Source organism: Microbacterium sp. NPDC019599 (assembly GCF_040632175.1).
GTDB lineage: Bacteria > Actinomycetota > Actinomycetes > Actinomycetales > Microbacteriaceae > Microbacterium.
Map to the genome: position 1 here is coordinate 58,179 of NZ_JBEYBL010000014.1, position 23,845 is coordinate 82,023.

A 23,845-nucleotide genomic window follows, 5' to 3' on the forward strand; every position below is an offset into this window, starting at 1 on the left:
CGAGGCATCCCGGAATCGACTACGGAGTGGGGTAGTCGACGATGAAGACCGGCGCGCCCACGTGCGCCATGTCGGCCGCGCCGCCCACGCCGTTGACGACGTGGTTGATCGTGCCCGCGCTGAGGTTCACCGTCATGATGTGGTGCAGCTTCACGCCGGGCGTCTCAGGCACCGAGAAGCCGTTCTCGGTGACGATCTGCGGGTTGTTCTGGTTGAACACGTACACGCCCGCGCCCTCGAGCACGTGGTTCTCCACGTCCGCGGCCACGACGTAGCCGGGGTACCCGAGGGTGCCGTCGGGCTGCGTCCAGTCCGCCTGCGTCGGCGGGTCGTACGGCAGCTCGTTCTGGTACAGGATGACGTGCCCGTTCTCGCCCTTCCAGAGGGTGTTGTACTTCTGGAAGTGCTCGACGAACAGGCCCGTCGCCGTCACGTCGTCGCCGTTCACGATGACGCCGTTCGTGCCGGTGTTCGTGTTCCACCGCTCCGTGTCGCCCGAGAAGCCCTCGATGCCGTGGTCGGCGCGCCACACCCAGATGTGGTCGATGAGCACGCCGTCGGCGTTGACCTCGAGCGCCGTGGTCGTCTTGCCGATGTGCGGCCCGCCGACGCGGAAGTACACGTCGTTGAGCGTGATCGGGTTCGACGCGACGGCCTTGTTGCCCTGGCCGCTGCCGTTCGCCTTGCCGACGCGCATGAGCGCGGGCGAGAGAGTCGTGCCCGCGTCGACCGTGACGCCCGCGATCACGATGCCCGCGGCATCCGCCACCTCGATCGGCACCGCGCCGCCCACCGCCGTGAGCGTCGCGTGCCCCATGCCGAGCACGACGGTGTCGGGACGCTTGACCTCGATCGTCTTGGCGATGTCGTAGACGCCGGGCGTGAGCAGCAGGTTCTTGCCGCGCGCGAGGTTGTTGTTGATGACCTGCACGGAGTCGCCGGGCTTGGCGATGTAGAAGTCCGTGATCGGGATGCTGCGACCCGCCGTCTCGTCGTCGGCCCAGGACGTGCCGCTCGTGTTCGTCCGCGCAGCGGGCACGCGCACGTTGTACGCGCCGCTGTCGTCGACGTAGAGGTACGGCTTCTCGCGCGAGACGGGGGTCTCGTCGATCGTCGTGTAGGTGTTGGCCGGGAACGTCGAGTCGTCCGGAGCGCCCACGACGCCCGAGAAGACCTGGTTCCAGACGCCGTTGCTCCAGCCGGCGACCTCGCTGTTGCGCGTGAGCCACTGCTGCTGCGAGCCGTTGATCGTGAACGACAGCTTCGAGTCCGCGATGAACCCGCCGCTGGCGTACTGCGGACCGGCCGTGCAGTAGTCCATGAGCGACACGTTCGCGCCCGAGAACTGCACGCGGCGCAGCGACACCGCCTGCGACACCGCCCAGAAGTTCGCGCTCGAGCGGCAGCCGTCCTGTCCGGACTTGTCGACGTCGATGCTGAGGTTCGCGAGCGTCCGCCAGAAGTTCACGAGCGCGAGGCAGTTCGAGGTGCCGCCGTTCTCGAGGCAGCGGTTGTAGACCTCGGCGGCGCCGCGGATGACGACGTCCGTCGGCGACGCCCCGAGGCCGGCGACCTCGGTGTAGTAGCCGACCTCGAACTGCAGCGGCGAGCCGGCCGCGCCGTACTCGCCGGGCAGGAAGTACACGGCGTGCCGCGCCGACGACATCTCCGCGTCGCGCTGCTGGTCGGCGAGGTCGTCGAGCGTCGACTGGATGCTGTCCAGCGGCGTGTCGGGGCTGAACACCGTGACGTTCGGCCCGAAGTCGGGGTTCGTCGGGTCGATCTGCTGCGGAGGCGCAGCGCTGGCAGGGCCGGCCACGAGGGCTCCTGCGACGAGCGCCGCGCCAACCGAGATCGAGGCGATCGCTCGCGCTCGCCGTCGGTCGCGGCTTCGGGGTTGGGGACGGGGGATCATGCGGGGGAGTTCCTCTCCGTTGAGGTCCCCGCGGCGGCTGCCGCGGTTACTTACCAGACTGTAACCAAATCCGCAGTTCGTCGACAAGAGGGTCTTCCCCGCCCCCCACCCCGGTCGTTGAGCGAGCGAAGCGAGACGAAACGCGACAGCGTTCCTGCGAGAGACAACGAAAGGGCGCCGCACCCTCCCGGATGCGGCGCCCTCGAGCTGAGCGACTCAGCGGTCGGCGAGCTCCTTGCCGCGCGCGATGAGCGCGTAGATGACGAGCAGGTCGAGCACGATGACGGTGATCGCCCACCACGGCGCGTACGGCAGCGTCGCGAACTGGCTCACGGCGTTGAGGCCGACGAGCACGACGCCCGTGATGCGTGCCCAGGTCGCGCCGCGCAGCACGAAGACACCGACCAGGACGATGGCCAGACCCACGATCAGGTGCCACCAGCCCCACGGACCCACGTCGACGAGCCACAGCGTGCCCGTCACCGGCACGAAGAAGGCCCCCTCGGAGGGACCGATGACGGCGGCCAGGCCGTACAGCGCGTTGAAGACGCCCACGATGATCAGGAGGATGCCGCCGAACACGGCCCAGCCGACCCAGCCGGACTGCTTCTGAACGTCGGACATGATCGAACCCCTTTCTAGGGTCATAAAGCCCGCGCAATCGCGGGAACCACGAGCAGGCGAGTGACCGTGCCCATCGACACGATGTTCCCGCCATCCCTGCACCCCCGCGGTGGAGGCGCGCCGCTGCTCACCCGAGTCGGGTGACGCGCGCGGGGCGTCACGCGTCACCTCGCGTCACACAGGCGCCGATAGCCTGAATGGGATGCCGCTCCCGCCCCCGCCCCGTCGACCAGGTCTCACCCCATGGCGGATGGTCGTCGGCCTGGGCTTCGTGAGTCTGTTCATCGACATGGTCGCCGACGGCGCCGCGTCCGTGAGCGGAGCGCTGCTCGAGCAGCTGGGAGCGACGGCGCTGCTCGTGGGCCTCGTGTCCGGTGGAGCGCAGGCGCTCGCGCTCGTCCTCCGGCTCGTGACCGGGCCGTGGGCCGATCGCACGGGCGCGTACTGGGCCTTCACGATCGTCGGCTACGCGCTGACGGCCGTGTGCGTGCCGCTCCTCGCGATCACGCCGATGCTCGGCGCCGCGGGCCTCGCCGTCGCGAGCGCCCTCATCCTCGTGGAGCGCACGGGCAAGGCCGTGCGCTCGCCCGCCAAGACCGTCCTGCTCGCGGATGCCGCGCACGCCGTGGGCCTCGGAAAGGGCTTCGGCGTCCACAAGACGCTCGACCAGATCGGCGCGTTCGCGGGGCCGCTCATCGTGGCGGGCGTGGCTGCTCTCACGGGGTCGCTCGCCCCCGCCTTCCTCGTGCTGATCATCCCGGCCGCGATCGCGATGGTGCTGCTCTTCTGGCTGCGCGCGAAGGTTCCCGACCCGAGCCTGTACCGGCCCGTCGACGACGAGCCGAAGCCGCAGTCGAAGGCGACAGCATCCGTCATCCCGTCCGAAGCCGAGACGCGCGAGAGGTTCCGGACCTTCCTGCTCTTCTCGCTCTTCGCGGGCCTCACGACGTTCGGGCTGCTGAGCTACGGCATCATCTCGTTCCACCTCGCGGCGGCCGAGCTCGTGCCCGTCGGCATCGTGCCGGTGATCTACGCCGTCGGCATGGCAGCGGCCGCGGTCGCTGCCTTCGTGACGGGCTGGGCGTACGACCGCTGGGGTCCGCGCACGCTGTATGCCGTTCCGGTTATGACCGTGTTCGTGCCCGGTCTCGTGCTCGGACCGACGCTCGCCTTCGTCATCGTCGGTGTCGTCGTGTGGGGCGCCGCGACCGGTGTGCAGGACTCCACCGTCAAGGCGCTCGTCGCCGACCTCGTCCCGGGCCGGCGCAGGGGCTCGGCTTACGGCTGGTTCGCGGTCTTCCAGGGCGTCGGAGCGCTCCTCGGCGCCGTCGTCGCGGGTGCGCTGTACGCGAATGTGCCGTTGCTGATGGGCCTCGTGGCCGCCCTCCAGGTCGCCGCGATCGTGGTTCTCGCGATCGTGCTGCGTCGTCGCCGTTCCGCGCGCATCGCGGAGTAGGCTCACCGCGTGCCACCCTCGCCGCGCATCACGGTCGTCATTCCGTGCCGCGATGATGCGGAGTTCCTCGACGCCTGCCTCGCCGCCCTCGCCGCCCAGACGCGCTCCGCCGACCGCGTCGTCGTCATCGACAACGGATCGACGGATGCCTCGGCCGCCGTCGCCCGCCGCTACGGCGCCGACGTCGTCGAGGAGCCGCTCGTCGGCATCTGGCCGGCCGCCGCGCGCGGCTACGACGAGGCGATGGGCTCCGCCGATGTCATCGCGCGCCTGGACGCCGACTCGCGCCCGCACCCGGATTGGATCGAGCACCTTCACGATGCCTTCTCCTCGGACTCGAGCCTCGGCGTGCTGACCGGGGGAGCGGAGTTCTACGGCGCGAGCCCCCTCGTCAACTACCTCGGCGAGCACTGGTACGTGGGCGGCGGGCACTTCTGGATCCGCGCCTTCGTCGGCATCCCGCTCGTCTTCGGCTCCAACTTCGCGATGCGCGCGTCGGTCTGGGAGCGAGTGCGCGACCGCGTCGAGCGCACCAACGCGCACATCCACGACGACCTCGATCTGACGATCCGGCTGCGCCCGTCCGACGGCGTGCGCTACGACCCCGACCTTCGTATGCCGGTTTCGGCACGTCCTCTCACGACGCAGCGCGGGCTGTGGCGTCGCGTGTGGCGCGTCGTCCCGACTTTCGCCGTCAGCTGGCCCGAGGGCGCCCCCTGGCGAAGGACGACGGATGCTGCTCCCGCCCCCGCCGCCGACCTCTGGTCCCCCGACGAGGACTGGACCCCCGAGTTCGGCCGCTGACCCCCCGGTCGTTGAGCGAGCGAAGCGAGACGAAACGCCACCTTCAAACCCCCGGTCGTTGAGCGAGCGAAGCGAGACGAAACGTCACCTGGGACCAGAGGGCCCGTCCAAATGGAGCACCACCTCGGGTCTCCCCATCTGGCCCGAGGTGGTGCGTCCTAGATCACTACCCGATCCTGATGACGATGTTCCCGATCGTCTCGTGGCCGTACTCGCCGAACGCCTGACCGATCTCGTCGAACGAGTGCTCCCTGTCCACGATGACCCGCAGCTCGCCCGATCCCGCGAGCCCCGTGAGCCGTTCGAGGGCTTCGGCGCTCGGGTATCCCGCGATCGGCACGGGCGTGAGGCGGTCGGCGTCGGGGAACATGTCGGGGGAGTACAGCACGGACGAGATCAGCAGGCCGCCGTCCTTGACGAGTGACGCGAACTCGCCGGGGTCGCCCTTGAGGTGCACGGCGACGTCGACGCCGTCGGGCGCGATTTCGCGAACGGATGCCTCGAGCGTGGCGTAGTCGACCGAGTGCGCGGCACCCAGCTCGCTGAGCAGCTCCCGCCCGTCGACCGTCCGGCCCGTCGCGATGACCTCGGCGCCGGCCGCGGAGGCGAGCTGTACGAAGAGCGTCCCGACTCCGCCCGTCGCGCCGACGACGAGGACCTTCTTGCCCTCGGGCTCCGGAATCGAGGCCAGGATCGCGAGCGCCGTCGACCCCGTGTGGGCGAGCGAGGCGGCCTCGGAGTCGGTGAGGATCTCGGGGGCTCCGATGAGTCCTCCGTCGGCGTACGCGGTCGTGTATTCGGCGAAGGCGCCTTCGCGCAGGAACGGCTTCGACACGACGCCCAGGACGCGATCGCCCACATCGATCCCCGACACGCCTTCGCCGACGGCATCCACGACTCCCGCGAACTCGCGCCCGAGCACGACCGGATACCGGTGCTCGAAGAACCCCGCCATCCATCCCGCCGCGACGGCGAGGTCGAATCCGTTCACCGAGGCGGCCGTCACGCGGACGCGCACCTCACCCGGGTCGGGCTCGGGAGTGTCGATCTCGAGATGCGCGGGCTGTTCGCCCTGCGCGCCGACAGCGAATGCCTTCATTGGCGTCCTGGCTCTCTGCGCGCCCGTCCGCGGCGGGTCCGCGGGGCGAGGGGTGCGCCTACGCATGTTCTATTCCCGCCCACCCCCGCTTCGCAATAGCCCGTTCGTCACCAGCCCGGCGCGTCCGCAGAAACGGTCCCCGACCTTGTCGAGGGGTCGAACCCAGCCTGCCTGCGTCCGCCCCGGTACATTCCACGTATGGATCCCGAGAGCCTCCGCGCGATGAGCCCGCTGGATGCCGCCGTGGAGCTTCGCGCGTCCCGCTTCAGATCAGAACAGCCGAGCCTTCAACAGCTGTTCCCCGAGTCGTCTGCCACCGAGCTCGCTGTGGTCGCCGAGAGAGTTGCCGCCTTCATCTCGTGGGCTTACGGCTGGGGTGACACCCTCATCGACTCGATGCGAGCGAGCGATGACGAGGGGCTCGCGGCCCTCCGGAGAGTGGAGGACGAGTGGAGGCAGTCGTGGTCCGACTTCTCTCGGTCGAGCTATGACCGGGCCGTGAACCACGCGATCTTCACCAGTCGCTGACCCCGCACCAGCGTCCCGAAAACCCCAAACGGTTCCCGAGCTTGTCAAGGGGTCAAACCCAATCCGACGCCACGCCGCGTCCCGCCCCCGCACTACCCTTCACTCCATGAAGGTCGAGTTCACCGGCGAGGTCTTCACGTGGGATGCCCGCCGCACCGACACGTGGTACTTCACGTCTCTCCCAGTCGACCTGAGCGACCAGATCCGCGAGATCCCTCGCCCCTATCGCGGCTTCGGCTCGGTGCGCGTCCTCGCCCGCATCGGAGGCTCGCAGTGGCGCACGTCGATCTTCCCCGACTCGTCCGCCGGCGCCTACGTTCTGCCACTCAAGAAGGCGGTCCGGGATGCCGAGCACCTCGTCGACGGAGGCCCCGTCTCCGTCCACCTCGAGGTCCTCGACGGCTGAGAACCGGGTCTCGGCAGGATGGCGACTGCGTTCCACTTAGGGACGTTATAGGAGCGTTATAGATTCCTGCTTGACGAATCATGAGAGATCTCTCATGATGGTCGGCGGGAGGGGATCCACGCAGTTGCGTGTATCTCAAAACCCAGCTCTGAAAAGACTGGGACACGTAACTGGGGAATGTTCTTGGGGCCGGCACCTCTGTGTGCCGGATGCATTACGTAACTGGGGTTGTTCGAGGACTGGTGTGTGACGCCGGTCGATTCAGTGCTGTCCGCTGTCCTCAAACAAGGAGATACGCACATGCGTGCAACCATGCAGAACTACATCGAGGCCGCAAAGGCGCGCCGCGAGGAGAACGGTGAGAAGGGCTTCTCGCTCATCGAGCTCATCGTCGTCGTGGTCATCCTCGGCATCCTCGTCGCCGTGGCGATCCCGATCTTCAACGGCATCCAGCAGCAGGCGACGCAGAGCGCGCTCGACGCGGCTGCCTCGAACCTCGCGATGACGATGGCCGCAGACATGACTGGCGGCGGCACCGCGACGCTTCCTCTCACGTACCAGGGCTACACGCCTGCTGGCGATGTCGCGAGCATCGACACCCTGTGCGTGACGGTCACCGACGGCACGCTGACCTCGGCCCAGGCCGGCCCCGGCTGCTAATCAGCTGAAGAGGTTGAGGAGCGGGCAACTCGCCCGCTCCTCAACCACTCACGAAACATCGATTGTCGGGGGTGCACATGCGGAAAGATCCCGATGACGCCGCCTTCGGCCTCGTCGAGGTAATCGTGGCGATTTTCCTCCTTGCCGTACTGGCGGTCGCGCTTGTGCCGGCTCTCTGGCAAGGTCTCCGCTACTCCTCCGAACAGGCGACCGTTGCCACCGCGACGCGTCAACTTAATAGCCTTGTCGACCAAGCGCGCGATGGTGAGAGCTGTGCCAGCATCGCTGCCGCGACAGCCTCACGTTCCTTCGTGGACGGACTCGGCGAAGGTTTCAGTACGGCCGCTGAGAACTTGAGCGGCAACATCGTAGTTCCCGCGTGCAGCGCCAAATCCGTGGTCACTTTCACGCTGGTCGCCCGGCAAGCAGGAAAGAAGCTCGCCCAAGTGGACGCGCTGGTGTACGTGCAATGAGCGAGCGACTTCAAGACGACGAGGGGCTTTCCCTCGTTGAGCTGATCGTCTATATCGTCATCCTCGGGATCGTGATGATCGCGCTCACCACGATGTTCGTGAACACGTACAAGGCGCAGGCGAGCGTGACGTCGCAGACGCAGGCGACATCACGTGGACAGCTCGTTGCCTCCGAGATTGAGAGGGCGATGCGGAACGCGATCGCCTTCACGGTCTCCGCAGACGGATCGACGCTTCACGTCAACACATCTTTCAGCGGATCGAAGCAGTGCCAGGTGTTCGCCCTCACGAGCGACGGACTGAAGATGTCGCTGAGCGCAAGTCCTGCGCCGGCGGAGGCCACTTGGCCCGTGTGGCAGGAGCGTGTCGCGCTCGTGAATGCCACCACCCCCGCCTTCACTCCGCTCGGTGCGGACGGCGTCTCATACGCGTTCAACGCGACCAATGACTCAGGTCCCGTGCGGTTTGCGGGCAATGCATATATGCGGAACGACAAGTCCGGAGCGATGGGCGGCTGTTGAAAATGATCAAGTACAGACTTTCCACACTTCAGCGGGATGAGAACGGTATGGCGCTGGTCGCCGTTCTGCTGCTGATGTTCGTCGGTGTCGCGGCGGTGGCGGTCATCGCAGGCTCCGTCTTCTTCGCGATCGGTGCTAACGCGTCGAACAAGCACACAACTCAGTCCTTCATCGCAGCCGAATCTGGTCGTGACGCCGTGCTGGCCAATGTCCTTTCGGCGACCTGCTCGCTGACCGCATCGAACCCACTCGGCGGCGGGGGAGTCGCGCCCTTCTACGTGGCGAGCGCCGATGTGTGTCCGAGCGCGACGGCATCCAGCACCTTCACGATCACCTCGACGGGCTACGACGCCTCCGGCGCAATGAGCAAGATCGTGTCCACCTACAGCCGGCTGGTTACTTACGAGAACCAGCCAGGAGGATCGCTCGCGTACTTCAGCGGCACCTTCAAGCTCACGAAGTCCACCTACACGGGCGATGTCGTCATCCGTGACGGCGACTACAACTGCAACTCCGACTCGACGATCGACGGCGACCTGTGGGTGCCGAAGGGAGCGCTCGAGATCAGCGCGAAATGCGTCATCACGGGCAACATCTACGTCCGCGACGGCGTCAACCTGAAGTCCTCGAATTCAACCGTTGGCAAGTCGGTGGTGGCAGGCGGCTCCATCACGATGAGCGCCGGCGGCATGATCGTCGGGGGCGACCTCGTGTCGAACGGCACAATCACGGTTGACGCGGGGCAGGTCAACGGAAAGGTGCGGGCCGCCGGCGTCGTCGACGTCAAGTCGAATCCGCAAGTCCTTGTCGTCGGTGCGGTGGAGCAGAACATCTCGCCGGCGCCGGCGGTCTTCTCGCCGACTCTCAACGACGTCTTCGCCATGACGGCGTGGGTCGACCTTCCAGCAGCGAAGGCGGTTTGGGGCACGGATGTGGACTGGGTGACCTACACCCCCGAGACGGACAAGAAGGGCAACAAGTCCTGCCTTCTTGATGTCGCATCGAGCATGACGAAGTCGCTGGCGACCGGAATGAAACGGGTCGGGATCGATTACTCGGCCTGCACGACCGATGTGACCGTCACGATCGGCAATGCGTCCCTGAACCGAGACGTACTGTTCCTCATTCCTTCCGGCGTCGCGATGAACGTGAAGATCAACGGCCCGGTGACGTCGCTTCTGGCAGCCAAGAGCCAGCTCTTCTTCATCCACGGTGACGCGAACACGACGAACCCGGCACCGAACTGCCGGACGGGCGGCAGCGCGGGCGACGACATCGTTCTTCCGGCGACGCTGGATGCCTTCGTCATGTTCTATACGGCCTGCGGGATCAGCAAGGAACCGAATGCGTTCACTGGCCAGTACTACGCCGCGAACGACGGAAACTCGCACTGGGTCCAGCCGTCCTTCACCTGCAAGTCGATGAAGTGGGCGCCCGTCATCGACCTCGGTTGCAAGCTTGGTGAATCGGCGGGCAGCGGAACGGGTCCGACCGTCACGACCATCCAGAAGCCGGTACGCGTCACTCAGGTAGAGGTCAAACCGTAATGGTCCTCACACCTTTTGTCGTCGTCGTCGCCGGGGTGCTCGGCCTGCTGATCGGGTCATTCCTCAACGTCGTTGCAGTGCGCGTGCCGGCTGGCACCTCGCTTGCCCGCGAGAGTCGCTGCCCGTCGTGCGACACCACGATCAAACCCTGGCACAACGTTCCCGTGCTCGGATGGCTCATGCTTCGCGGGCGCTGCGCATCATGCGGAGAACCCATCTCTGCCCGCTATCCAATCGTCGAGGCGGTCACGGGCGCACTCTTCGCGCTCGTCGCCTGGCTCACACTCGCGACCAGCACTGCGCCCCTCCCGGCGACTTTCGCGGTGCTGGTCGCGTTCCTCTACTTCGCGGCGATCAGCGTCGTCCTGACGCTCATCGACCTCGATACGCACCGCCTGCCGAACTCGATCGTGCTTCCGAGCTACGTCGTGGTGATTGTGCTGTTCACAACCGCGTGCGTCATGGGTGCCGAATGGAGCAGTCTGCTCGGCGCCGCGATCGGCATGGCCGTTCTGTACGCGTTCTACTTCGTCATCCGTCTCGTTCGCCCGGACGGCATGGGCGGTGGCGATGTGAAGCTCGCCGGCGTCATCGGCCTCTATCTTGGTTGGCTCGGCTGGGGCGCGCTCGCCGTCGGCGCATTCGCGGCATTCCTGCTGGGCGGCATCTTCGGTCTTGTGCTCATCGGCGCGAAGAAGGCCGGCCGGCGCACAGCGATCCCGTTCGGCCCGTGGATGATCGCGGGCGCCTGGGTCGGCATTGTTCTTGGGCAGGCGCTCGGCGCCTGGTATATGAGTCTGCTCGCGGTTTGAGCAGGCTGGGGAGGGGTAAGAAATGGCATCGACGTTGGTCGGTCTCGAGATAACGGAAGAGAGTGTGCGCGCCGTCGAAGTGCGCAAGGGCCGAACGCCCATGCTGCTCGCCGCGGGAGAGGTGGCGCTTCCGAAGGATGCCGCGCGTGACTCCGAAGTCGTCGATCGCGACGTTGTCGCAATGGCGCTGCGCCAGCTCTGGTCGACGTTCGGGCTCAAGGGGCGCGACGTGACGCTCGGGGTCGGAAGTCGCCGCATTTTGGTGCGCGAGTACACGACGCAGGCGATGGCGCCTGAGCTGCTCAAGCAGTCGTTGCCGTACCAGGTGCAGGATCTCCTGCCTGTTCCGGCGAACCAAGCCGTGCTCGACTTCTATCCGCTCGGCCAGAACGGCGACCAGATCTCAGGTCTGCTTGTGGCCGCCGTCGCTGAGACGATCGAACAGCTCGTCGCGACGACCAACCGTGCGAAGCTCACGACGCAGGCCGTCGATCTCGTCCCGTTCGGGCTGGCGCGGATCGCGAAGCGGGTCGCCGTCCCCGGGGACACGGTCGCGATGATCCACATCGGTGACCACACGACGCACGTTGTGATCGCGACAGACGGCATCCCGAACTTCGTGCGGATGATTCCGGTCGACGTTCCCACGGCCGCCGCGCGTCGCCACGACGACGAGCTTGTCGCGTTCTCGGATGCAGTCGCCGAAGAGCTTGCCTTCGAGACCGTGCCGCCCATGCCTGCGAGTGTCACTCGCACGCGCGCGAATCTGAGGACGGGGGGCGCCGCTGATCCAGCCATCGGCGACCTCGTGACGCGTATCCGCAGCACGATCTCGTTCTTCTCCAACCGCGAGGGTGCCCCTCGCGTCGCGGCGGCGTGCGTCAGCGGCGCGGGCTATCTTGCACCGGGTGTCGCAGATTCGCTCGCCCGCTCCTTCGACATCCCGCTGCGTCCGCTGCACGCCGCCGACATCGTCAAGGTCAAGAGCGGACTCACACTGTCCGACGATGTCGCCTTCAACGCCGTGAGCACGCTCGGCATTCTCCTCGGAGAGGGACACTGATGGCCCGCACCGCTCCCGCATTCGCCTTCGCCGGTGTCCCGCGCGTTAACCTCATGCCGCCGCTCGAGATCGAGCGACGCAAGCGAGCGTCGCTCGTTCGCGGCTGGGCATGGGTTGTCGTTGCCGCGATGCTCGTGGTAGGCGTGATCATCGCCGGCGCGTTCGCCCTGAGGTTGGCGGCCGATCAGGCGCTCGCTCTTGAGCAGGCGAACACGAACATGCTTCTGGCCGAGCTATCGAGCCTTTCTGAGGTGAGTGACGCCATTGCCGCGGAGGGCGAGTTGACCGCCTTCCGTGCCGATGCTATGGGCTCAGACTTCGCGTGGGCGCCTCTCGTCGCATCCGTCACGGGAGCGCTGCCCGCCGATGTGCGACTCACCGGATTCGATCTCCTGAGCGGTGGTGTCCCGCAGACGGATGACGCGACCACCGAGGTGGGACTCGTGGGGACGATGACGCTTGAGAGCCCGAACCCGATCGACATTGCCGCAACTATCCGCGAGCTTCGCTCGCTCGAGATGGTCGCCGATGTTGATGGACGTGCGGTCACGACCGCTGAACAGGTCTCCGGGGCATACACGTACCAGCTCGACGTCACCTTCGACCAGTCGGTCTATTCCGGCAAGTACGCCGCAACCGAAGGAGCCGAGTGATGCCTCGTTCCCTCATCAATGTCCTGGGCGTCGTGATCACGATCGCGGTGCTCGCCCTCGGAATCCTTCTCATCGCGATGCCGATCGGATTGCAGGCCCTCGGTGTCGTGGGTCAGACCGTCACCGTGACCAGCACGAACGCGCTATACCAGACTCAGATCGATGCGCTGCATGAGCAGGAGCAGCATCTCGTTGACACTCAGGCATCCGTCGCTGACCTCCAGACTCAAATCACCACGGCGAATGAGTTCGATGACGTGTTCGAGCTTGTGGCAAAGGCCGCAGATGCGAGCGGTGTCACGATCACGTCGGTCTCGGTGGGTGAGACAGCTGCGTTTGTGGAGCGGACGTCGCCGGTCGCAATCGACGCGGCTGCAGCGCCCGCTGTTGCTACGGCACCCGACGCGACCTCGGACGGCTCGTCGGACTCGACCACAGTTCCGGGCGCTGCGACGTCAACGACTCAGGTCAGTGAACCGGCCGTTTCCGGGCGGACGCAGGCCGACTTCACGATCAGCGTCACGGGCGGTGACATGGGTCAGGTGATCGGATTCCTGGACGCACTCCGCGCCGGTCCGCGTCTACTCGGCCAAGTGCAGTCGACGGTGGTGCCCGCCAACGGGGCGTTCGATGTAACCGTCTCCGCCCTCACCTTCGTGCTTCCTCAGGAGGGGTGACGCATGAGCCCAACTGCACTTGACGGTCTGCTCCGCGCGGCCGCCCGCTACGAGGCATCCGACGTCCATCTGACCGCCGACGCCGTGCCGCTGATGCGTGTCGATGGCGACCTCGTGACGATCCCAGGCTTCACGGATCCGCTGTCCGCACTTTGGGTCGAGTCGGCCGCGTTCGCCCTCATGGAGCCTGGTCAACGGGACGAGTTCGAGCAGCGACACGAAGTCGACCTCGCACACGCATCCGAAGGCCTCGGGCGCTTCCGGGTCAATGTCTTCCGACAGCTCGGTTCGATCGCGGTTGCCCTCCGATTCATCCCTGAGCGGGTCTTCTCGCTCGAAGAGCTCGGCGCACCGGCGATCGCCCGCGACCTCGCCCTCAAGCCGCGAGGCCTTGTGCTGCTGACGGGTCCGACAGGGTCCGGCAAGTCGACGACTCTCACAGCGATGGTCGACATCATCAACGAAACGCTGCCGGCGCATGTCATCACGATCGAAGACCCGATCGAGTTCCATCACGAGAGCAAGCGCTCGCTCGTCCACCAGCGCGAGGTCGGTGCTGACACGGCGTCGTTCGCGGAAGCACTTCGGCGAGTGCTCCGCCAGGACCCCGATGTCATCCTCATCGGTGAGCTTCGCGACCCCGAGTCGATCCGGACTGCTCTCTCGGCCGCCGAGACGGGGCACCTCGTTCTCTCGACCCTGCACACGCAGGGCGCCGCCAAGAGCGTCAACCGCATCGTCGATGTCTTCCCTTCGGATCAGCAACATCAGATCCGGACGCAGCTCGGCGACACACTGCAGGGCATCATCAGCCAGACGCTTCTGCCGCTTGCCCAGGCAGGCGGCCGTACGATCGCGACTGAGGTCCTCATCAACACGCCCGCCGTCGCGAACCTGATCCGTGAAGGGCAGGTTGCCCAGCTCTACACGGCGATGCAGGCCGGCGCCCAGGTCGGCATGCACACGCTCGATCAGGATCTCCGTCGCATGGTCGAGGAAGGCGTGATCGCGCAGCAGGTTGCGCGACAGTTCGCGGTCGACCCGAAGTACCTCGATGGCGTGCACGTTCGTCCTCGCGATCTCGATGCCGAGGCATGGTCGATCCACGCACCTGAGCACATGATTCAGGGGATCTGACATGACGATCCTGCAGGAATACAACTATCGTGCGATTGATCCGCGCGGCGGCGCTGTGATCAAGGGGTCCATGGAGGCTGCAAGCGAGTCTGCTGTGACCGGCAAGCTCCGCGCCCAGGGATTGACCCCCCTCGAGATCAAGGCCCTTTCGAAGACGGGCCTCAACCGCGAGATCAAGCTTCCCGGCCTCGGCGGCACCGTCAAGGCACGGTCACTCGCGCTGTTCACGCGCCAGATGGCAGGTCTGCTTCATGCGGGACTGCCACTGATGCGAACTCTGGCGATCCTCATCGAGCAGACTGAGGACCGCAAGCTGCAGCCGGCACTCGTCTCTGTGCAGGCCGACGTAGAGAATGGCCAGTCCTTCTCGAGCGCCCTTGCGCGTCACCCAGATGTGTTCCCGCCACTCATGATCAGCATCGTGCGGGTCGGCGAGACCGGCGGGTTCCTGGCGCGCGCGTTGGACTCGCTCGCGGAGAACTACAAGAAGGAGTACGAGCTCCACAACAAGATTCGTGCAGCGGTCACATATCCGATCATCGTGCTCGTCATCGCCATTCTCGGCGTCCTGGCGATGGTGACGTTCGTGGTACCGGTGTTCGAGCGGATGTTCGCGGGACTCGGATCGGCGCTTCCCTTGCCGACCCAAATTCTCGTGAACCTCTCGCGGAATATGTGGTGGATTCTTCCGCTCCTCGTTGTAACCGCCGTGACCGCGTGGATCATCTGGTTGCGCAACAAGAACAAAGATGGCTACAGGAGAGTGGTCGACCCGTTCAAGCTCAAGATGCCGATCTTCGGCAAGTTGACCACGAAGATGGCCGTTGCTCGATTCAGCCGCAACCTTTCGATGATGCTCGACGCGGGTGTGCCGATCATTCAGGCTCTTGCAATCGTTGCCCAGGCCTCCAACAACTGGGCAGTCGAGCAGGCTGTGCATGACATCCAAGAGTCGGTGCGCCAGGGGCGATCGTTCTCAGCTCCGCTCGCCAAGGCGAACGTCTTTCCAACGATGGTGTCGCAGATGGTCGCGGTCGGCGAGGAGTCGGGAACGCTTTCGGACATGCTCGCGAGCATCGCGGACTTCTACGAGGACGAGGTCGAGACGGCGACTTCGCAGCTCTCGTCGATCATCGAGCCGATCCTGATCGTCGGCCTCGGCGTGATGATCGGCGGCATTGTGATCTCTCTATACCTGCCGATCTTCACCCTGTATGGAGAGATCAGCCAGGCGGGTTAGCGACTGCTTGGGGCCGCCTGTGGGGAGGCGGAAGGAGCGGCGGCATCCGGGGAGGGGATGCCGCCGCTTCCTCTTGTCCGCACGATCCGCAATCGGATGGCGTAGAGGGCAGCGCGGGTATCGCCGCTCGGTCGCGGCCCGTGGTCGAGATGACTCGGCCTTCGCACCCGTGCCGCGGCGGGGGTAGTACCTTCCCGCGATCCGCTTCGAGAGCGCGGGCGGCTCAGTATCGCTGTATCCGATCTGCCCCATGACGGTCGCGTTCGGTCCACCACCATTCCCAACGTTGATCGGCGGCCGCTGAGACGTAAGGCATGGAACATAAACACGACACTGACCAACCAAGTACTTGCTAAGCGCTTCGCTCGCCCACTGAGCGGCCTCGCGTCATAGAGGTGGAGAATCCCTGTAGATAATATAAAAATGGCTGGCCGGTTGCTCTCGACTCGCTCACAATGTCGGAGGTGCGTTCTAAAGTCATCCTATGAAGCAACCGTTCGATGAGCCGCCCCCCGAAGAAGCGAGTGGCGCCTGGCAACCGGATCGTGAAGCCCTGGACGTCGCGGCGCTCGAGGTACCCGACTCACTCGAGCGCGTTGCCGAGACGGCCGACATGATGGCGATCTATGCGGCGCAGCAGTACGTAAGCGTCGATCACCTGCGACGCGAGGTGCTGGGGAAGTCCCAGCCCTTCGGCAACGGGCGGCTGAATGAGGTGGCCGAGCGATCGGTGCGGCTCGAGGTGGCGGCGAGGCTCCGCATCACGGAGTACTCCGCACAAGAGCTGCTGCGGGTAGGTGAGGCGCTGGTCCACCGCTATCCCGCGGTGCTCTCCTCGTTGTCGCGCGCCGACATCACGGAGCGGCACGCGAGCATCCTCGTCGACGGTCTCGATGAGCTCGAGCCCGAGCTTCGTGATGAGGTGCTTCCTCAGGCGGTCGCGCTGGCCGAGTCCGAGCCCGTCGGCACGTTCCGGCGGCGACTCCGCAAACTGATCGACACGGCGCGGTTCGAGACGCTGGCTGAGCGGCACGAGGCGGCGGTCGCGAAGCGTCGCGTCTTCGTGGATCAGGCCGAGGACGGCATGGCGTACTGGGGTATCTACGGTCCGGCGGTCGAGGTGCACGCCATCCACGAGCGCACTACCGCCATGGCGAAGGTGATCGCGGCGCAACCCGGCGAGACGCGGACGCTCGATCAGATTCGAGCGGACATCGCCTCGGATCTCCTGCTCGCCGGCAGGGCCGAGGGTCATCCCGAGCAGGCGCAGCGCATCACGGCGACGGTCGTCGTGACGGTGCCGGCACTCGCGCTGCTCGAGGAGGGCTACGAGCGGAACGGCGGCGAGCCGCCCGTCGTCGAGGGGCTGGGGCCGATCCCGATCGAACGGGCTCGAGAGCTGGTGGGCTCGGCGCCGACGATGATGCGAGTCCTCACCCATCCCGAGACCGGGATGGTCCTCTCGGTCGGCCGGGATCGCTACGAGACCCCACCGTGGCTCCGAAGGCTCGTCACGTGGCGGGCCGAGCGGTGCATGGCACCGGGATGCAGCGTCCCGGCGTCGCGATGCGATATCGACCACTCGGTCGCGTGGGAGCACGGCGGTCAGACATCGCTCTGCAACCTGTGTCCCCTATGCCGTGGGCACCACACGATCAAGCATCACGGCGACTGGATCGTGCGACAGCTCGAAGGCAGCGGCGGGGCGCTCGAGTGGATCTCGCCCCTGGGCCGTCGCTATGTCGTGCAGCCGGAGCGGAAGGTTCCGGTGTTCAAGCCGCTGGTCGACGCGGGCGGCCCCGCGCCCTTCTGACCCGCGGGAGCACGACCGCCGAGCTTGTCGGGGCGTGGAATGTGCGCGCGGCTGTGCGCTGCCGGCGTCGGGCCTGGTGTCGACGACGCTTGAGAACTGGTCAGTTTCGACGCTTGAAAAGTGATCAGTTGCGGGCAGTTTAGCCAGGGGTCTCGTCGGTGGTGGTGCGGATGCTGGGGAGGCTGTCGATGCCTCTGCCGCGGAGCCGGTAGCTGGCGCCTTTCAGTGTGAGCACGTCGGCGTGGTGAACGATGCGGTCGATCATCGCGGCGGCGACGGCCTGGTCTCCGAATACCCCGCCCCAGCCGGAGAACGGCAGGTTCGAGGTCAGAATCAGCGACGCGTGTTCGTAGCGGCTGGAGACGAGTTGGAAGAACAAGTTGGCCGCGTCTTGCTCGAACGGCAGATAGCCGACCTCGTCGACGATGATCAGCCCGTAACGCCGCAGCCGAGCCAGCTCGTTGGGGAGCCGGCCCTGCCGATGGGCGTCGGTGAGCCGGGTGACCCAGTCCGTCGCTGTCGCAAACAGCACCCGGTGCCCGTGCCGGGCAGCGACGATCCCCAACGCGATCGCCAAGTGCGTCTTCCCGGTTCCGGGCGGACCGAGCAGGACCACGTTCTGCGCCTCGAGCAGGAACCCGCCGGAAGCGAGCGCGGCGACCTGCTGCCGCGCGGTGGGCTGGGCGTCCCAGTCGAAGTCTTCGAGGGTCTTGCGTGCCGGGAACCCGGCGGCTTTGATCCGCAGTTCGGCGCCGGAGGCGTTGCGGGCGCTCACTTCGCGTTCGAGAACTGCGGCGAGGTAGTCCTCGAACGACCAGCCCGCATCTCTCGCTTGGTCGGCCATCCGGCCGGCGGCTTCGGTGATCCGGGGAGCTTTCAGGGCACCGGCGAGGTAAGTGATCTGCTTCACCGACTCGGTAGAGCTCTTGGCGGCGCCCATCAGCTGAGCCCGCCGTCGATGAGACCGAACGCGCGGTCATAGTCCGCGAGGTCCCGGGTCAGATCGTTCCCGGCCGCGGCGACGCGGGGCTGCTGGAACTGCTTGCGCAGCCGCGCGGCGGTCTCCACGTGAGCGGGATCGGTGACCGTCGTTCCGCGCGCCCAGATTCTCGCGTGGTCGGCGACGATCCGCCCGTCGGCGCGGACTTTCACCCGATCCAGGTCGGCGGAGACGTCCACGATCCGTCCGATCACGGTGGGGTCGACGGAGTAGTCGTTCGTGTCGAGGCGGACGTAGTAGTCGCGGCCGAGTCGGATGCTGTTGCGCCACCCCAGATGCAGCGGGATCGGCGGCAACGGCAGCATCGCGGCAAGGTCCGCCTCGAGCCGGTCCATCGGCGCCGTTCGGGTCGTGCGGACGATCCGTCGGTTCGCGCGGTCCAGCCAATCGGCGAACTGAGTACTGAAGTCCGCCGGTGAGGTGAACGAGCGGCCCGGCATGAACGAGGTCTCGAACCAGCCGTTGCGGCGCTCGACGACACCCTTGGACTCCGGGTCGCGCGGCGGCAGCAGCACCAACTTCGTGGCCAGCGTGCCCATGAACGCGGCCACACCCTGCGCCGGACGATGGCCCTTCCCGATCCCACCCTCGTTGTCCCAGATCAGCCGCCGCGGCACCCGCCCGAGCTGCTGGATCAGCTCCCACGACGCCAGCAGCAGATCCTCCGTGGTCCGGGTCGGGATCATCCGCGCGACCATGAACCTGGAGTGCGCGGCCGTGATCACCAGCACCGGCAGCAGCTTGCTCGTCCCGTCCTCGAGCGGGATCTTCTCCGCCGGGAACCACAGATCGCACTGCGCCGCATCACCCGGATCCCACGTCAGCCGGTCGGCCGGGTCGATCGGTCGGAACGCCGGTCGCAGCCGCTTCACGTTCTCCCGGAACCAGGTGATCGACCCCGCCCAGCCGACCCGCTCGGCGAGCACCGTCGCAGGCATATCCGGTGTCTCGGCCAGCAGCGCCCGCACGCGCGGCTCGAACGCGACGAACGACGACTCCGTGGGGCGTCCGCTCATACCGCGGCGGCGACTCCGACCTGACCGCCTTCAACACCGTCGTCCGCGAGATCCCCAACCGCTCCGCGATACGCGCCTTCGGCACGCCCTCCGCAGCCAGCCTCCGGATAAGAGCCCAGTCCTCCAAGGTGATCACTCTCCAATCGTGATGAGTGACCACTTTTCACCGCCGGAACTGACCAGTTTTCAACCGCCGTCGACACCTGGAGACGTTCGGGGAGTGAGGGGCTACCCGGAAGCTGAGGGCGTTTCGTCTCGCTTCGCTCGCTCAACGACCGGGGGGAGAGACCGGCCGCTCGGCGTCGCAGCCGACGGTCTCGCGGACCGCACAGCGGTCGCCCCTGGGGCGCCGAGCTCGACGTGCGTCGCTGGCCCATCTCATGTGCGCACAGGCGAGCTTGCGCAGCGAAGCGTGGCACCGGGTCCGGCGGGAGCCCCGCCGAAGGCGGAGCGAGGGCAGCTTCGCGGAGCAAGCATCGCGGAGCGGGCACCCTCCGCATACGCCGGATGCGGCTACGACTCCTCGACAGGCTCGGCGATCGAAGGCGGGCTGTGCGCGGGGCCCGGGGTCGGGGACAGCTGCCCCAACCGCCAGCGCGGCCTCAGACCGAGACCCGGAGCACCTCTTCGATCGTCGTCAGGCCCTCGGTGACCTTGGCGAAGCCGTCTTCGCGGAGCGACACCATCCCCTGCTGCAGGGCAACCTGGCGCATCTCGGTGCCCGTCGCGCGCGTGACGACGAGCTGCTCGAGCTCCTCGGTCACGGACATGACCTCATGCAGCGCGACACGTCCGCGATAGCCGGTGTGCGAGCAGGCGGCGCAGCCGGCGGCGCGGAAGAGCTGCGGCGGGTCCGACGGATCGTGCGGGAACCCGAGCGGCGTCAGCACTTCGGTCGGCTCGGTGAACGGTGTGCGGCACCGCATGCACAGTCGACGCGCGAGGCGCTGTGCGACGATCGCCTCGAGCGCGGTCGCCACGAGGAACGGCTCGCAGCCGATCTCGGTCAGTCGCGTCAGGGCCGACGGCGCGTCGTTCGTGTGCAGTGTCGAGAGGACGAGGTGACCCGTGAGCGCCGCCTCGATCGAGATGATCGCCGTCTCCTTGTCGCGGATCTCACCGACCAGCACGACATCGGGGTCGGATCGCAGGATCGACCGCAGCGCGCTGCCGAACGTCAGCCCGGCCTTGTTGTTGACCTGCACCTGGTTGATGCCGCCGATGCGGTACTCCACGGGGTCTTCGACCGTGATGACGTTGATCTTGGGGTTCGCGACCGAGCGCAGCGCCGTGTACAGCGTCGTCGACTTGCCCGACCCCGTCGGGCCCGTCACGAGCACCATGCCGTGCGGTCGCGAGATCGCGTTCTCGAAGCGGTCCAGGTTGCGCGCGGACATCACCAGATCCGACATCGACATGCGCTGACCCGTGTTGTCGAGGATGCGCATGACGATCTTCTCGCCCCAGACCGTCGGCAGCGTCGCGACGCGGAGGTCGACCTGGCGGCTCTCGTGGTTCACCGAGAGGCGACCGTCCTGCGGCCGGCGCTTCTCGGCAATGTCGATCGAGCTCATGATCTTCAGGCGCGAGATGATGCCGTCCTGGATCGAGCGGTCGGCCTTCTGCATCTCGTGCAGCACGCCGTCGATGCGGTACCGCACCGTCAGCTGGTTCTCGCCCGGCTCGACGTGGATGTCGCTCGCGCGGTCGTTGATGGCCTGCGCGATCAGGAGATTCACGAAGCGGACGACGGGGGCATCGGCATCCTGATCCTCGATCGTCTCGGTGAACGACTCGGTCGTCGCCTCGACGTTCTCCTCGATCGCGATCGACAGCTCGCTGAGCTCTTCGTCGGAGCGCAGGAAGCGCTCGTACATCTGCTCCAGCGCGTCGCGCGCGACGACGACCGGCTCGACGAACAGGTCGGTGACGCTCGCGACATCGTCGAGCGCCACGATGTCGTTGGGGTCCAGGATGCCGACCACGAGGCGATCGCCGCGCTTGTCGATCGGGATCAGCTGGTACTTGCGGCATAGATTGCCGGGCACGAGCGCCACGACGTTCGGGTCGAGCGGAAGGTTCGCGAGCTCGACGTACCGGTGTCCGGTGTTCAGCGCGACGGCTTCGGCGACCTGCGCCTCGGTCGCCAGATGCGCGTTCACGAGGTGGTCGGTGAGCTCCGGTCCGTCGCCCACCTGAGCGAGCGCCGCTGACATGTCGGCCGCGCGAACGGCTCCGGTCAGGACCAGCGTCTGTGCGAGTCCGCGCATGGTTGTCCCCATTCCCCAAGGGGATCCCAAGCCCCCTGAGAAAGCATAAGCGAGGGGAGGGATTCCGAGGCTGTGAGGTTGCCGCCCCGTGGACAGCCTCGGAGGCCTCCGTCGGCCGATACTCTGACCCCATGGCCGAGACCGCGGCATCCGCTCCCCGCCGTCCCAACCTCATCGATCGCGTCATCGCGTGGGCGCTGACCCTGAAACCGGTGCGGGTGTGGTTCCACTACCTCGAGCGGCGCGGATTCATGCTGGCCGACAGCATCACCTACCGCACGCTCTTCTCCGTCTTCGCGGGCGTGCTGCTGGGCTTCTCGTTCGCGGCGCTGTGGCTCGGCGACAACCCGCTCGCCATGGAGGCGCTGGTGGATGCTGTCGACTCCGCGATCCCGGGACTCGTCGGCGAGGGCGGCATCGTCGACGTCTCGACCATCCCGCCCATCCAGGGACTCACTCTCGCCGGGATCGCCTCGCTCGTCGCCCTCTTCGGCGGTGCCATCGGCGCGATCGGCTCGACGCGCGCGGCCCTGCGCACGCTTGCGGGCGAGCTGCACGACGACCGCTTCTGGGTCTGGGTCATCCTCCGCAACGTGGCGCTCGCCGTCGTGATAGGCGTCGGCTTCCTCGTGTCGGCGGTCGCGACGTTCTTCGGCACGGCGCTGATCGAGCAGCTCCGCGACTGGCTCGGCCTGCAGGCCGGCTTCGTCGCCGACCTCGCGACGTGGGCCCTCGCGATGGGCGTCGTCTTCGTCCTCGACGCGGCCCTCATCGTCCTCCTCTTCGTGTCGCTCAGCGGCGTCAAGGCGCGCTTCCGGACCCTGGCCGCCGGTGCCCTCATCGGCGGCATCGGGCTCACCGTGCTGCAGCAGCTGTCGGGCCTCTTCGTCCGCGGCGCGTCGGCCAACCCGCTCCTCGCCTCGTTCGCGGCCCTCATCGCGCTGCTCATCTGGTTCAACCTCGCGGCGCAGGTCGTGCTGCTCGCGTCGACGTGGATCCTCATCGGCGTCGCGGAGGACGCCGACCGCATCCGAGCCCGCTTCGGTGCCACGACTTTCGCGCTGCGCCGCGTGCGCAAGGCGGAGGACGCCCTGCAGACCGCGACGGCCGAGCTCGAGAAGGCCCGCGCCGAGGAGGAGAAGGAGCGCACCGGCTCGTGAGCGCCGCAGAGGAATGGGTGCCGATCTGGACCTCGGCCCAGGTGCGGGCCGCCGAGCGTCCGCTGCTCGATCAGGGAGTCCCGCTCATGCTCTGGGCGGCCTCGGCTCTCGCCCAGGTCATTGCGGACGAGCTCGTCGATCGCGGCGTCACGGCCCGCCTCAAGGTCGACGCCGCGTTCTCGGCGGGACTCGCCCCGCTCGTGGGGCGCCTGCTCATCGCCGCGGGTCGAGGCGACAACGGCGGCGACGCGCTGTACGCCGCCGCGGCGCTCCTGCAGTGGACGGCCGCGCGCGACGTCGACGGCGACGACCTCGCCATCGACCTCCTCCTCACGAGCGACTCCGCGCACGCGCAGGCGCTCGCCACGGCCGAGGCCGCCGGCGCGCGCCGCGTCGAGCTCGCCGAAGCCGTCCAGACCGCGACCGAGGGCGGCTACGACCTCGTGGTCGACGGAATCCTCGGCATCGGCACATCGGCCGATCCGGCCCTGCGCGGCGGCGCACGCACGGCGGTCGAGGCGCTCCGGCCCGCCGTCCGCGCGGGGCGCACGCGCGTCATCGCCGTCGACCTGCCCAGCGGCCTCCAGCCCGACGACGGCACGACCGCCGACGACATCGTGCTGCCGGCATCCGTCACCGTCACGTTCGGGGGAGTGAAGACGGGACTCACGCGCGGGCGCGGGCCGGAGCTCGCCGGCGCGATCGTCTTCGTCGACTTCGACCTGCCTTTCGACGAGCCGCCCGTGGGCGCAGCGCCCGTCGCGTACGCCGTCGCGGGCCGCCGCGACGACCCGGGGGACTGACCTCCGCCAGGGAGTGCGCCGCGGGGGGGGGGGGGGGGGGGGGGGGGCCCCCGCGGGGGGGGGGGGGGGGGGGGGGGGGGGCCGGGGGGGGGGGGGGGGGGGGGGGGCGGCGCGGGGGGGGGCGGGGGCGGGGGGGGGCCCCGCGGGCCCCCCGCGACCCGGCAGGCG

Annotated in this window: 22 protein-coding genes and 1 pseudogene; 17 read left to right on the forward strand and 6 right to left on the reverse strand. The window is 67.3% G+C overall.

Annotated elements, in window-relative coordinates; translation table 11 throughout:
* Positions 1-19: 19 nt before the first annotated feature.
* Positions 20-1,915 (reverse strand): glycosyl hydrolase family 28-related protein, encoded by a 1,896-nt coding sequence (locus tag ABZ477_RS18625; protein WP_360136241.1) that lies wholly within the window; start codon positions 1,913-1,915, stop codon positions 20-22.
* A gap of 216 nt (positions 1,916-2,131) precedes the next feature.
* Complete coding sequence (locus ABZ477_RS18630) at positions 2,132-2,539, reverse strand: hypothetical protein (protein ID WP_360136243.1); 408 nt, start codon at positions 2,537-2,539, stop codon at positions 2,132-2,134.
* A 202-nt stretch (positions 2,540-2,741) separates the two neighbouring features.
* Between ABZ477_RS18630 and ABZ477_RS18635 the strand changes: the two genes are divergently transcribed.
* A complete protein-coding gene (locus ABZ477_RS18635; RefSeq protein ID WP_360136245.1) occupies positions 2,742-3,995 on the forward strand; it encodes an MFS transporter in 1,254 nt (417 codons plus the stop codon).
* A 9-nt stretch (positions 3,996-4,004) separates the two neighbouring features.
* Positions 4,005-4,799 carry a glycosyltransferase family 2 protein gene (locus tag ABZ477_RS18640; RefSeq protein ID WP_360136247.1) on the forward strand — a complete coding sequence of 265 codons (795 nt, stop codon included), beginning with the start codon at positions 4,005-4,007 and terminating at the stop codon, positions 4,797-4,799.
* 166 nt (positions 4,800-4,965) lie between these two features.
* Here the strand turns inward: ABZ477_RS18640 and ABZ477_RS18645 are convergent, their stop codons facing one another.
* Complete coding sequence (locus ABZ477_RS18645; RefSeq protein WP_360136249.1) at positions 4,966-5,898, reverse strand: NADP-dependent oxidoreductase; 933 nt, start codon at positions 5,896-5,898, stop codon at positions 4,966-4,968.
* A 198-nt stretch (positions 5,899-6,096) separates the two neighbouring features.
* On the opposite strand from ABZ477_RS18645, the gene ABZ477_RS18650 reads away from it, so the two are divergent.
* The 13 genes from ABZ477_RS18650 to ABZ477_RS18710 all read left to right on the forward strand — a co-directional run bounded on the left by ABZ477_RS18650 (position 6,097) and on the right by ABZ477_RS18710 (position 17,428).
* On the forward strand, positions 6,097-6,426 hold the full coding sequence (locus ABZ477_RS18650) for a hypothetical protein (RefSeq protein ID WP_360136251.1): 330 nt from the start codon (positions 6,097-6,099) through the stop codon (positions 6,424-6,426).
* 106 nt (positions 6,427-6,532) lie between these two features.
* Positions 6,533-6,832: a DUF1905 domain-containing protein gene (locus ABZ477_RS18655; RefSeq protein WP_360136252.1), complete on the forward strand. Its 300-nt coding sequence runs from the start codon at positions 6,533-6,535 to the stop codon at positions 6,830-6,832.
* 300 nt (positions 6,833-7,132) lie between these two features.
* A complete protein-coding gene (locus tag ABZ477_RS18660; RefSeq protein ID WP_360136254.1) occupies positions 7,133-7,492 on the forward strand; it encodes a prepilin-type N-terminal cleavage/methylation domain-containing protein in 360 nt (119 codons plus the stop codon).
* A gap of 77 nt (positions 7,493-7,569) precedes the next feature.
* Positions 7,570-7,965: a prepilin-type N-terminal cleavage/methylation domain-containing protein gene (locus tag ABZ477_RS18665; RefSeq protein WP_360136256.1), complete on the forward strand. Its 396-nt coding sequence runs from the start codon at positions 7,570-7,572 to the stop codon at positions 7,963-7,965.
* Positions 7,962-8,486 carry a prepilin-type N-terminal cleavage/methylation domain-containing protein gene (locus ABZ477_RS18670; protein WP_360136258.1) on the forward strand — a complete coding sequence of 175 codons (525 nt, stop codon included), beginning with the start codon at positions 7,962-7,964 and terminating at the stop codon, positions 8,484-8,486. Before ABZ477_RS18665 ends, ABZ477_RS18670 begins: the two co-directional genes overlap by 4 nt.
* A gap of 47 nt (positions 8,487-8,533) precedes the next feature.
* Positions 8,534-10,033 carry a hypothetical protein gene (locus tag ABZ477_RS18675; protein ID WP_360136260.1) on the forward strand — a complete coding sequence of 500 codons (1,500 nt, stop codon included), beginning with the start codon at positions 8,534-8,536 and terminating at the stop codon, positions 10,031-10,033.
* Complete coding sequence (locus tag ABZ477_RS18680; RefSeq protein ID WP_360136261.1) at positions 10,033-10,845, forward strand: prepilin peptidase; 813 nt, start codon at positions 10,033-10,035, stop codon at positions 10,843-10,845. The genes ABZ477_RS18675 and ABZ477_RS18680 overlap by 1 nt, the downstream gene beginning before the upstream one ends.
* A gap of 22 nt (positions 10,846-10,867) precedes the next feature.
* On the forward strand, positions 10,868-11,908 hold the full coding sequence (pilM, locus tag ABZ477_RS18685) for a pilus assembly protein PilM (RefSeq protein ID WP_360136263.1): 1,041 nt from the start codon (positions 10,868-10,870) through the stop codon (positions 11,906-11,908).
* Positions 11,908-12,561, forward strand: coding sequence for a hypothetical protein (locus ABZ477_RS18690; protein WP_360136265.1), 654 nt, complete (start codon positions 11,908-11,910; stop codon positions 12,559-12,561). Before pilM ends, ABZ477_RS18690 begins: the two co-directional genes overlap by 1 nt.
* Positions 12,561-13,238: a hypothetical protein gene (locus tag ABZ477_RS18695; protein WP_360136267.1), complete on the forward strand. Its 678-nt coding sequence runs from the start codon at positions 12,561-12,563 to the stop codon at positions 13,236-13,238. The genes ABZ477_RS18690 and ABZ477_RS18695 overlap by 1 nt, the downstream gene beginning before the upstream one ends.
* A 3-nt stretch (positions 13,239-13,241) precedes the next feature.
* Entirely contained in the window at positions 13,242-14,375 is a 1,134-nt protein-coding gene (locus tag ABZ477_RS18700; protein ID WP_360136269.1) for a type IV pilus twitching motility protein PilT, read from the forward strand.
* Between the two features lies 1 nt (position 14,376).
* A complete protein-coding gene (locus ABZ477_RS18705) occupies positions 14,377-15,615 on the forward strand; it encodes a type II secretion system F family protein (RefSeq protein WP_360136271.1) in 1,239 nt (412 codons plus the stop codon).
* Between the two features lie 484 nt (positions 15,616-16,099).
* Positions 16,100-17,428, forward strand: coding sequence for a DUF222 domain-containing protein (locus tag ABZ477_RS18710; RefSeq protein ID WP_360136273.1), 1,329 nt, complete (start codon positions 16,100-16,102; stop codon positions 17,426-17,428).
* Positions 17,429-17,567: 139 nt separating this feature from the next.
* Here the strand turns inward: ABZ477_RS18710 and istB are convergent, their stop codons facing one another.
* The 3 genes and pseudogenes from istB to ABZ477_RS18725 all read right to left on the reverse strand — a co-directional run bounded on the left by istB (position 17,568) and on the right by ABZ477_RS18725 (position 21,714).
* Positions 17,568-18,368, reverse strand: coding sequence for an IS21-like element helper ATPase IstB (gene istB / locus ABZ477_RS18715; protein WP_360136275.1), 801 nt, complete (start codon positions 18,366-18,368; stop codon positions 17,568-17,570).
* Positions 18,368-19,580: pseudogene (gene istA / locus ABZ477_RS18720) on the reverse strand (IS21 family transposase). The gene istB and the pseudogene istA overlap by 1 nt, the downstream one beginning before the upstream one ends.
* 466 nt (positions 19,581-20,046) lie before the next feature.
* A complete protein-coding gene (locus tag ABZ477_RS18725; protein WP_360136277.1) occupies positions 20,047-21,714 on the reverse strand; it encodes an ATPase, T2SS/T4P/T4SS family in 1,668 nt (555 codons plus the stop codon).
* 131 nt (positions 21,715-21,845) lie between these two features.
* Here ABZ477_RS18725 and ABZ477_RS18730 point away from each other — a divergent pair, with 131 nt between their 5' ends.
* Together ABZ477_RS18730 and ABZ477_RS18735 are read left to right on the forward strand one after the other, a co-directional pair.
* Positions 21,846-22,874 carry a YihY/virulence factor BrkB family protein gene (locus ABZ477_RS18730; protein ID WP_360136279.1) on the forward strand — a complete coding sequence of 343 codons (1,029 nt, stop codon included), beginning with the start codon at positions 21,846-21,848 and terminating at the stop codon, positions 22,872-22,874.
* Positions 22,871-23,677: an NAD(P)H-hydrate epimerase gene (locus ABZ477_RS18735; RefSeq protein ID WP_360136281.1), complete on the forward strand. Its 807-nt coding sequence runs from the start codon at positions 22,871-22,873 to the stop codon at positions 23,675-23,677. The genes ABZ477_RS18730 and ABZ477_RS18735 overlap by 4 nt, the downstream gene beginning before the upstream one ends.
* Positions 23,678-23,845: the final 168 nt, after the last annotated feature.

Excerpts from the sequence above, each read along its gene's own strand:
- ABZ477_RS18695 (WP_360136267.1), top strand. The coding sequence starts at position 12,561 with ATGCCTCGTTCCCTCATCAATGTCCTGGGCGTCGTGATCACGATCGCG.
- istB (WP_360136275.1), bottom strand. The coding sequence starts at position 18,368 with ATGGGCGCCGCCAAGAGCTCTACCGAGTCGGTGAAGCAGATCACTTAC.
- ABZ477_RS18650 (WP_360136251.1), top strand. The coding sequence starts at position 6,097 with ATGGATCCCGAGAGCCTCCGCGCGATGAGCCCGCTGGATGCCGCCGTG.
- ABZ477_RS18670 (WP_360136258.1), top strand. The coding sequence starts at position 7,962 with ATGAGCGAGCGACTTCAAGACGACGAGGGGCTTTCCCTCGTTGAGCTG.
- ABZ477_RS18675 (WP_360136260.1), top strand. The coding sequence starts at position 8,534 with ATGGCGCTGGTCGCCGTTCTGCTGCTGATGTTCGTCGGTGTCGCGGCG.
- ABZ477_RS18645 (WP_360136249.1), bottom strand. The coding sequence starts at position 5,898 with ATGAAGGCATTCGCTGTCGGCGCGCAGGGCGAACAGCCCGCGCATCTC.
- ABZ477_RS18700 (WP_360136269.1), top strand. The coding sequence starts at position 13,242 with ATGAGCCCAACTGCACTTGACGGTCTGCTCCGCGCGGCCGCCCGCTAC.
- pilM (WP_360136263.1), top strand. The coding sequence starts at position 10,868 with ATGGCATCGACGTTGGTCGGTCTCGAGATAACGGAAGAGAGTGTGCGC.
- ABZ477_RS18705 (WP_360136271.1), top strand. The coding sequence starts at position 14,377 with ATGACGATCCTGCAGGAATACAACTATCGTGCGATTGATCCGCGCGGC.
- ABZ477_RS18660 (WP_360136254.1), top strand. The coding sequence starts at position 7,133 with ATGCGTGCAACCATGCAGAACTACATCGAGGCCGCAAAGGCGCGCCGC.
- ABZ477_RS18710 (WP_360136273.1), top strand. The coding sequence starts at position 16,100 with ATGAAGCAACCGTTCGATGAGCCGCCCCCCGAAGAAGCGAGTGGCGCC.
- ABZ477_RS18725 (WP_360136277.1), bottom strand. The coding sequence starts at position 21,714 with ATGCGCGGACTCGCACAGACGCTGGTCCTGACCGGAGCCGTTCGCGCG.
- ABZ477_RS18730 (WP_360136279.1), top strand. The coding sequence starts at position 21,846 with ATGGCCGAGACCGCGGCATCCGCTCCCCGCCGTCCCAACCTCATCGAT.
- ABZ477_RS18665 (WP_360136256.1), top strand. The coding sequence starts at position 7,570 with ATGCGGAAAGATCCCGATGACGCCGCCTTCGGCCTCGTCGAGGTAATC.
- ABZ477_RS18655 (WP_360136252.1), top strand. The coding sequence starts at position 6,533 with ATGAAGGTCGAGTTCACCGGCGAGGTCTTCACGTGGGATGCCCGCCGC.
- ABZ477_RS18690 (WP_360136265.1), top strand. The coding sequence starts at position 11,908 with ATGGCCCGCACCGCTCCCGCATTCGCCTTCGCCGGTGTCCCGCGCGTT.
- ABZ477_RS18625 (WP_360136241.1), bottom strand. The coding sequence starts at position 1,915 with ATGATCCCCCGTCCCCAACCCCGAAGCCGCGACCGACGGCGAGCGCGA.
- ABZ477_RS18630 (WP_360136243.1), bottom strand. The coding sequence starts at position 2,539 with ATGTCCGACGTTCAGAAGCAGTCCGGCTGGGTCGGCTGGGCCGTGTTC.
- ABZ477_RS18680 (WP_360136261.1), top strand. The coding sequence starts at position 10,033 with ATGGTCCTCACACCTTTTGTCGTCGTCGTCGCCGGGGTGCTCGGCCTG.
- ABZ477_RS18635 (WP_360136245.1), top strand. The coding sequence starts at position 2,742 with ATGCCGCTCCCGCCCCCGCCCCGTCGACCAGGTCTCACCCCATGGCGG.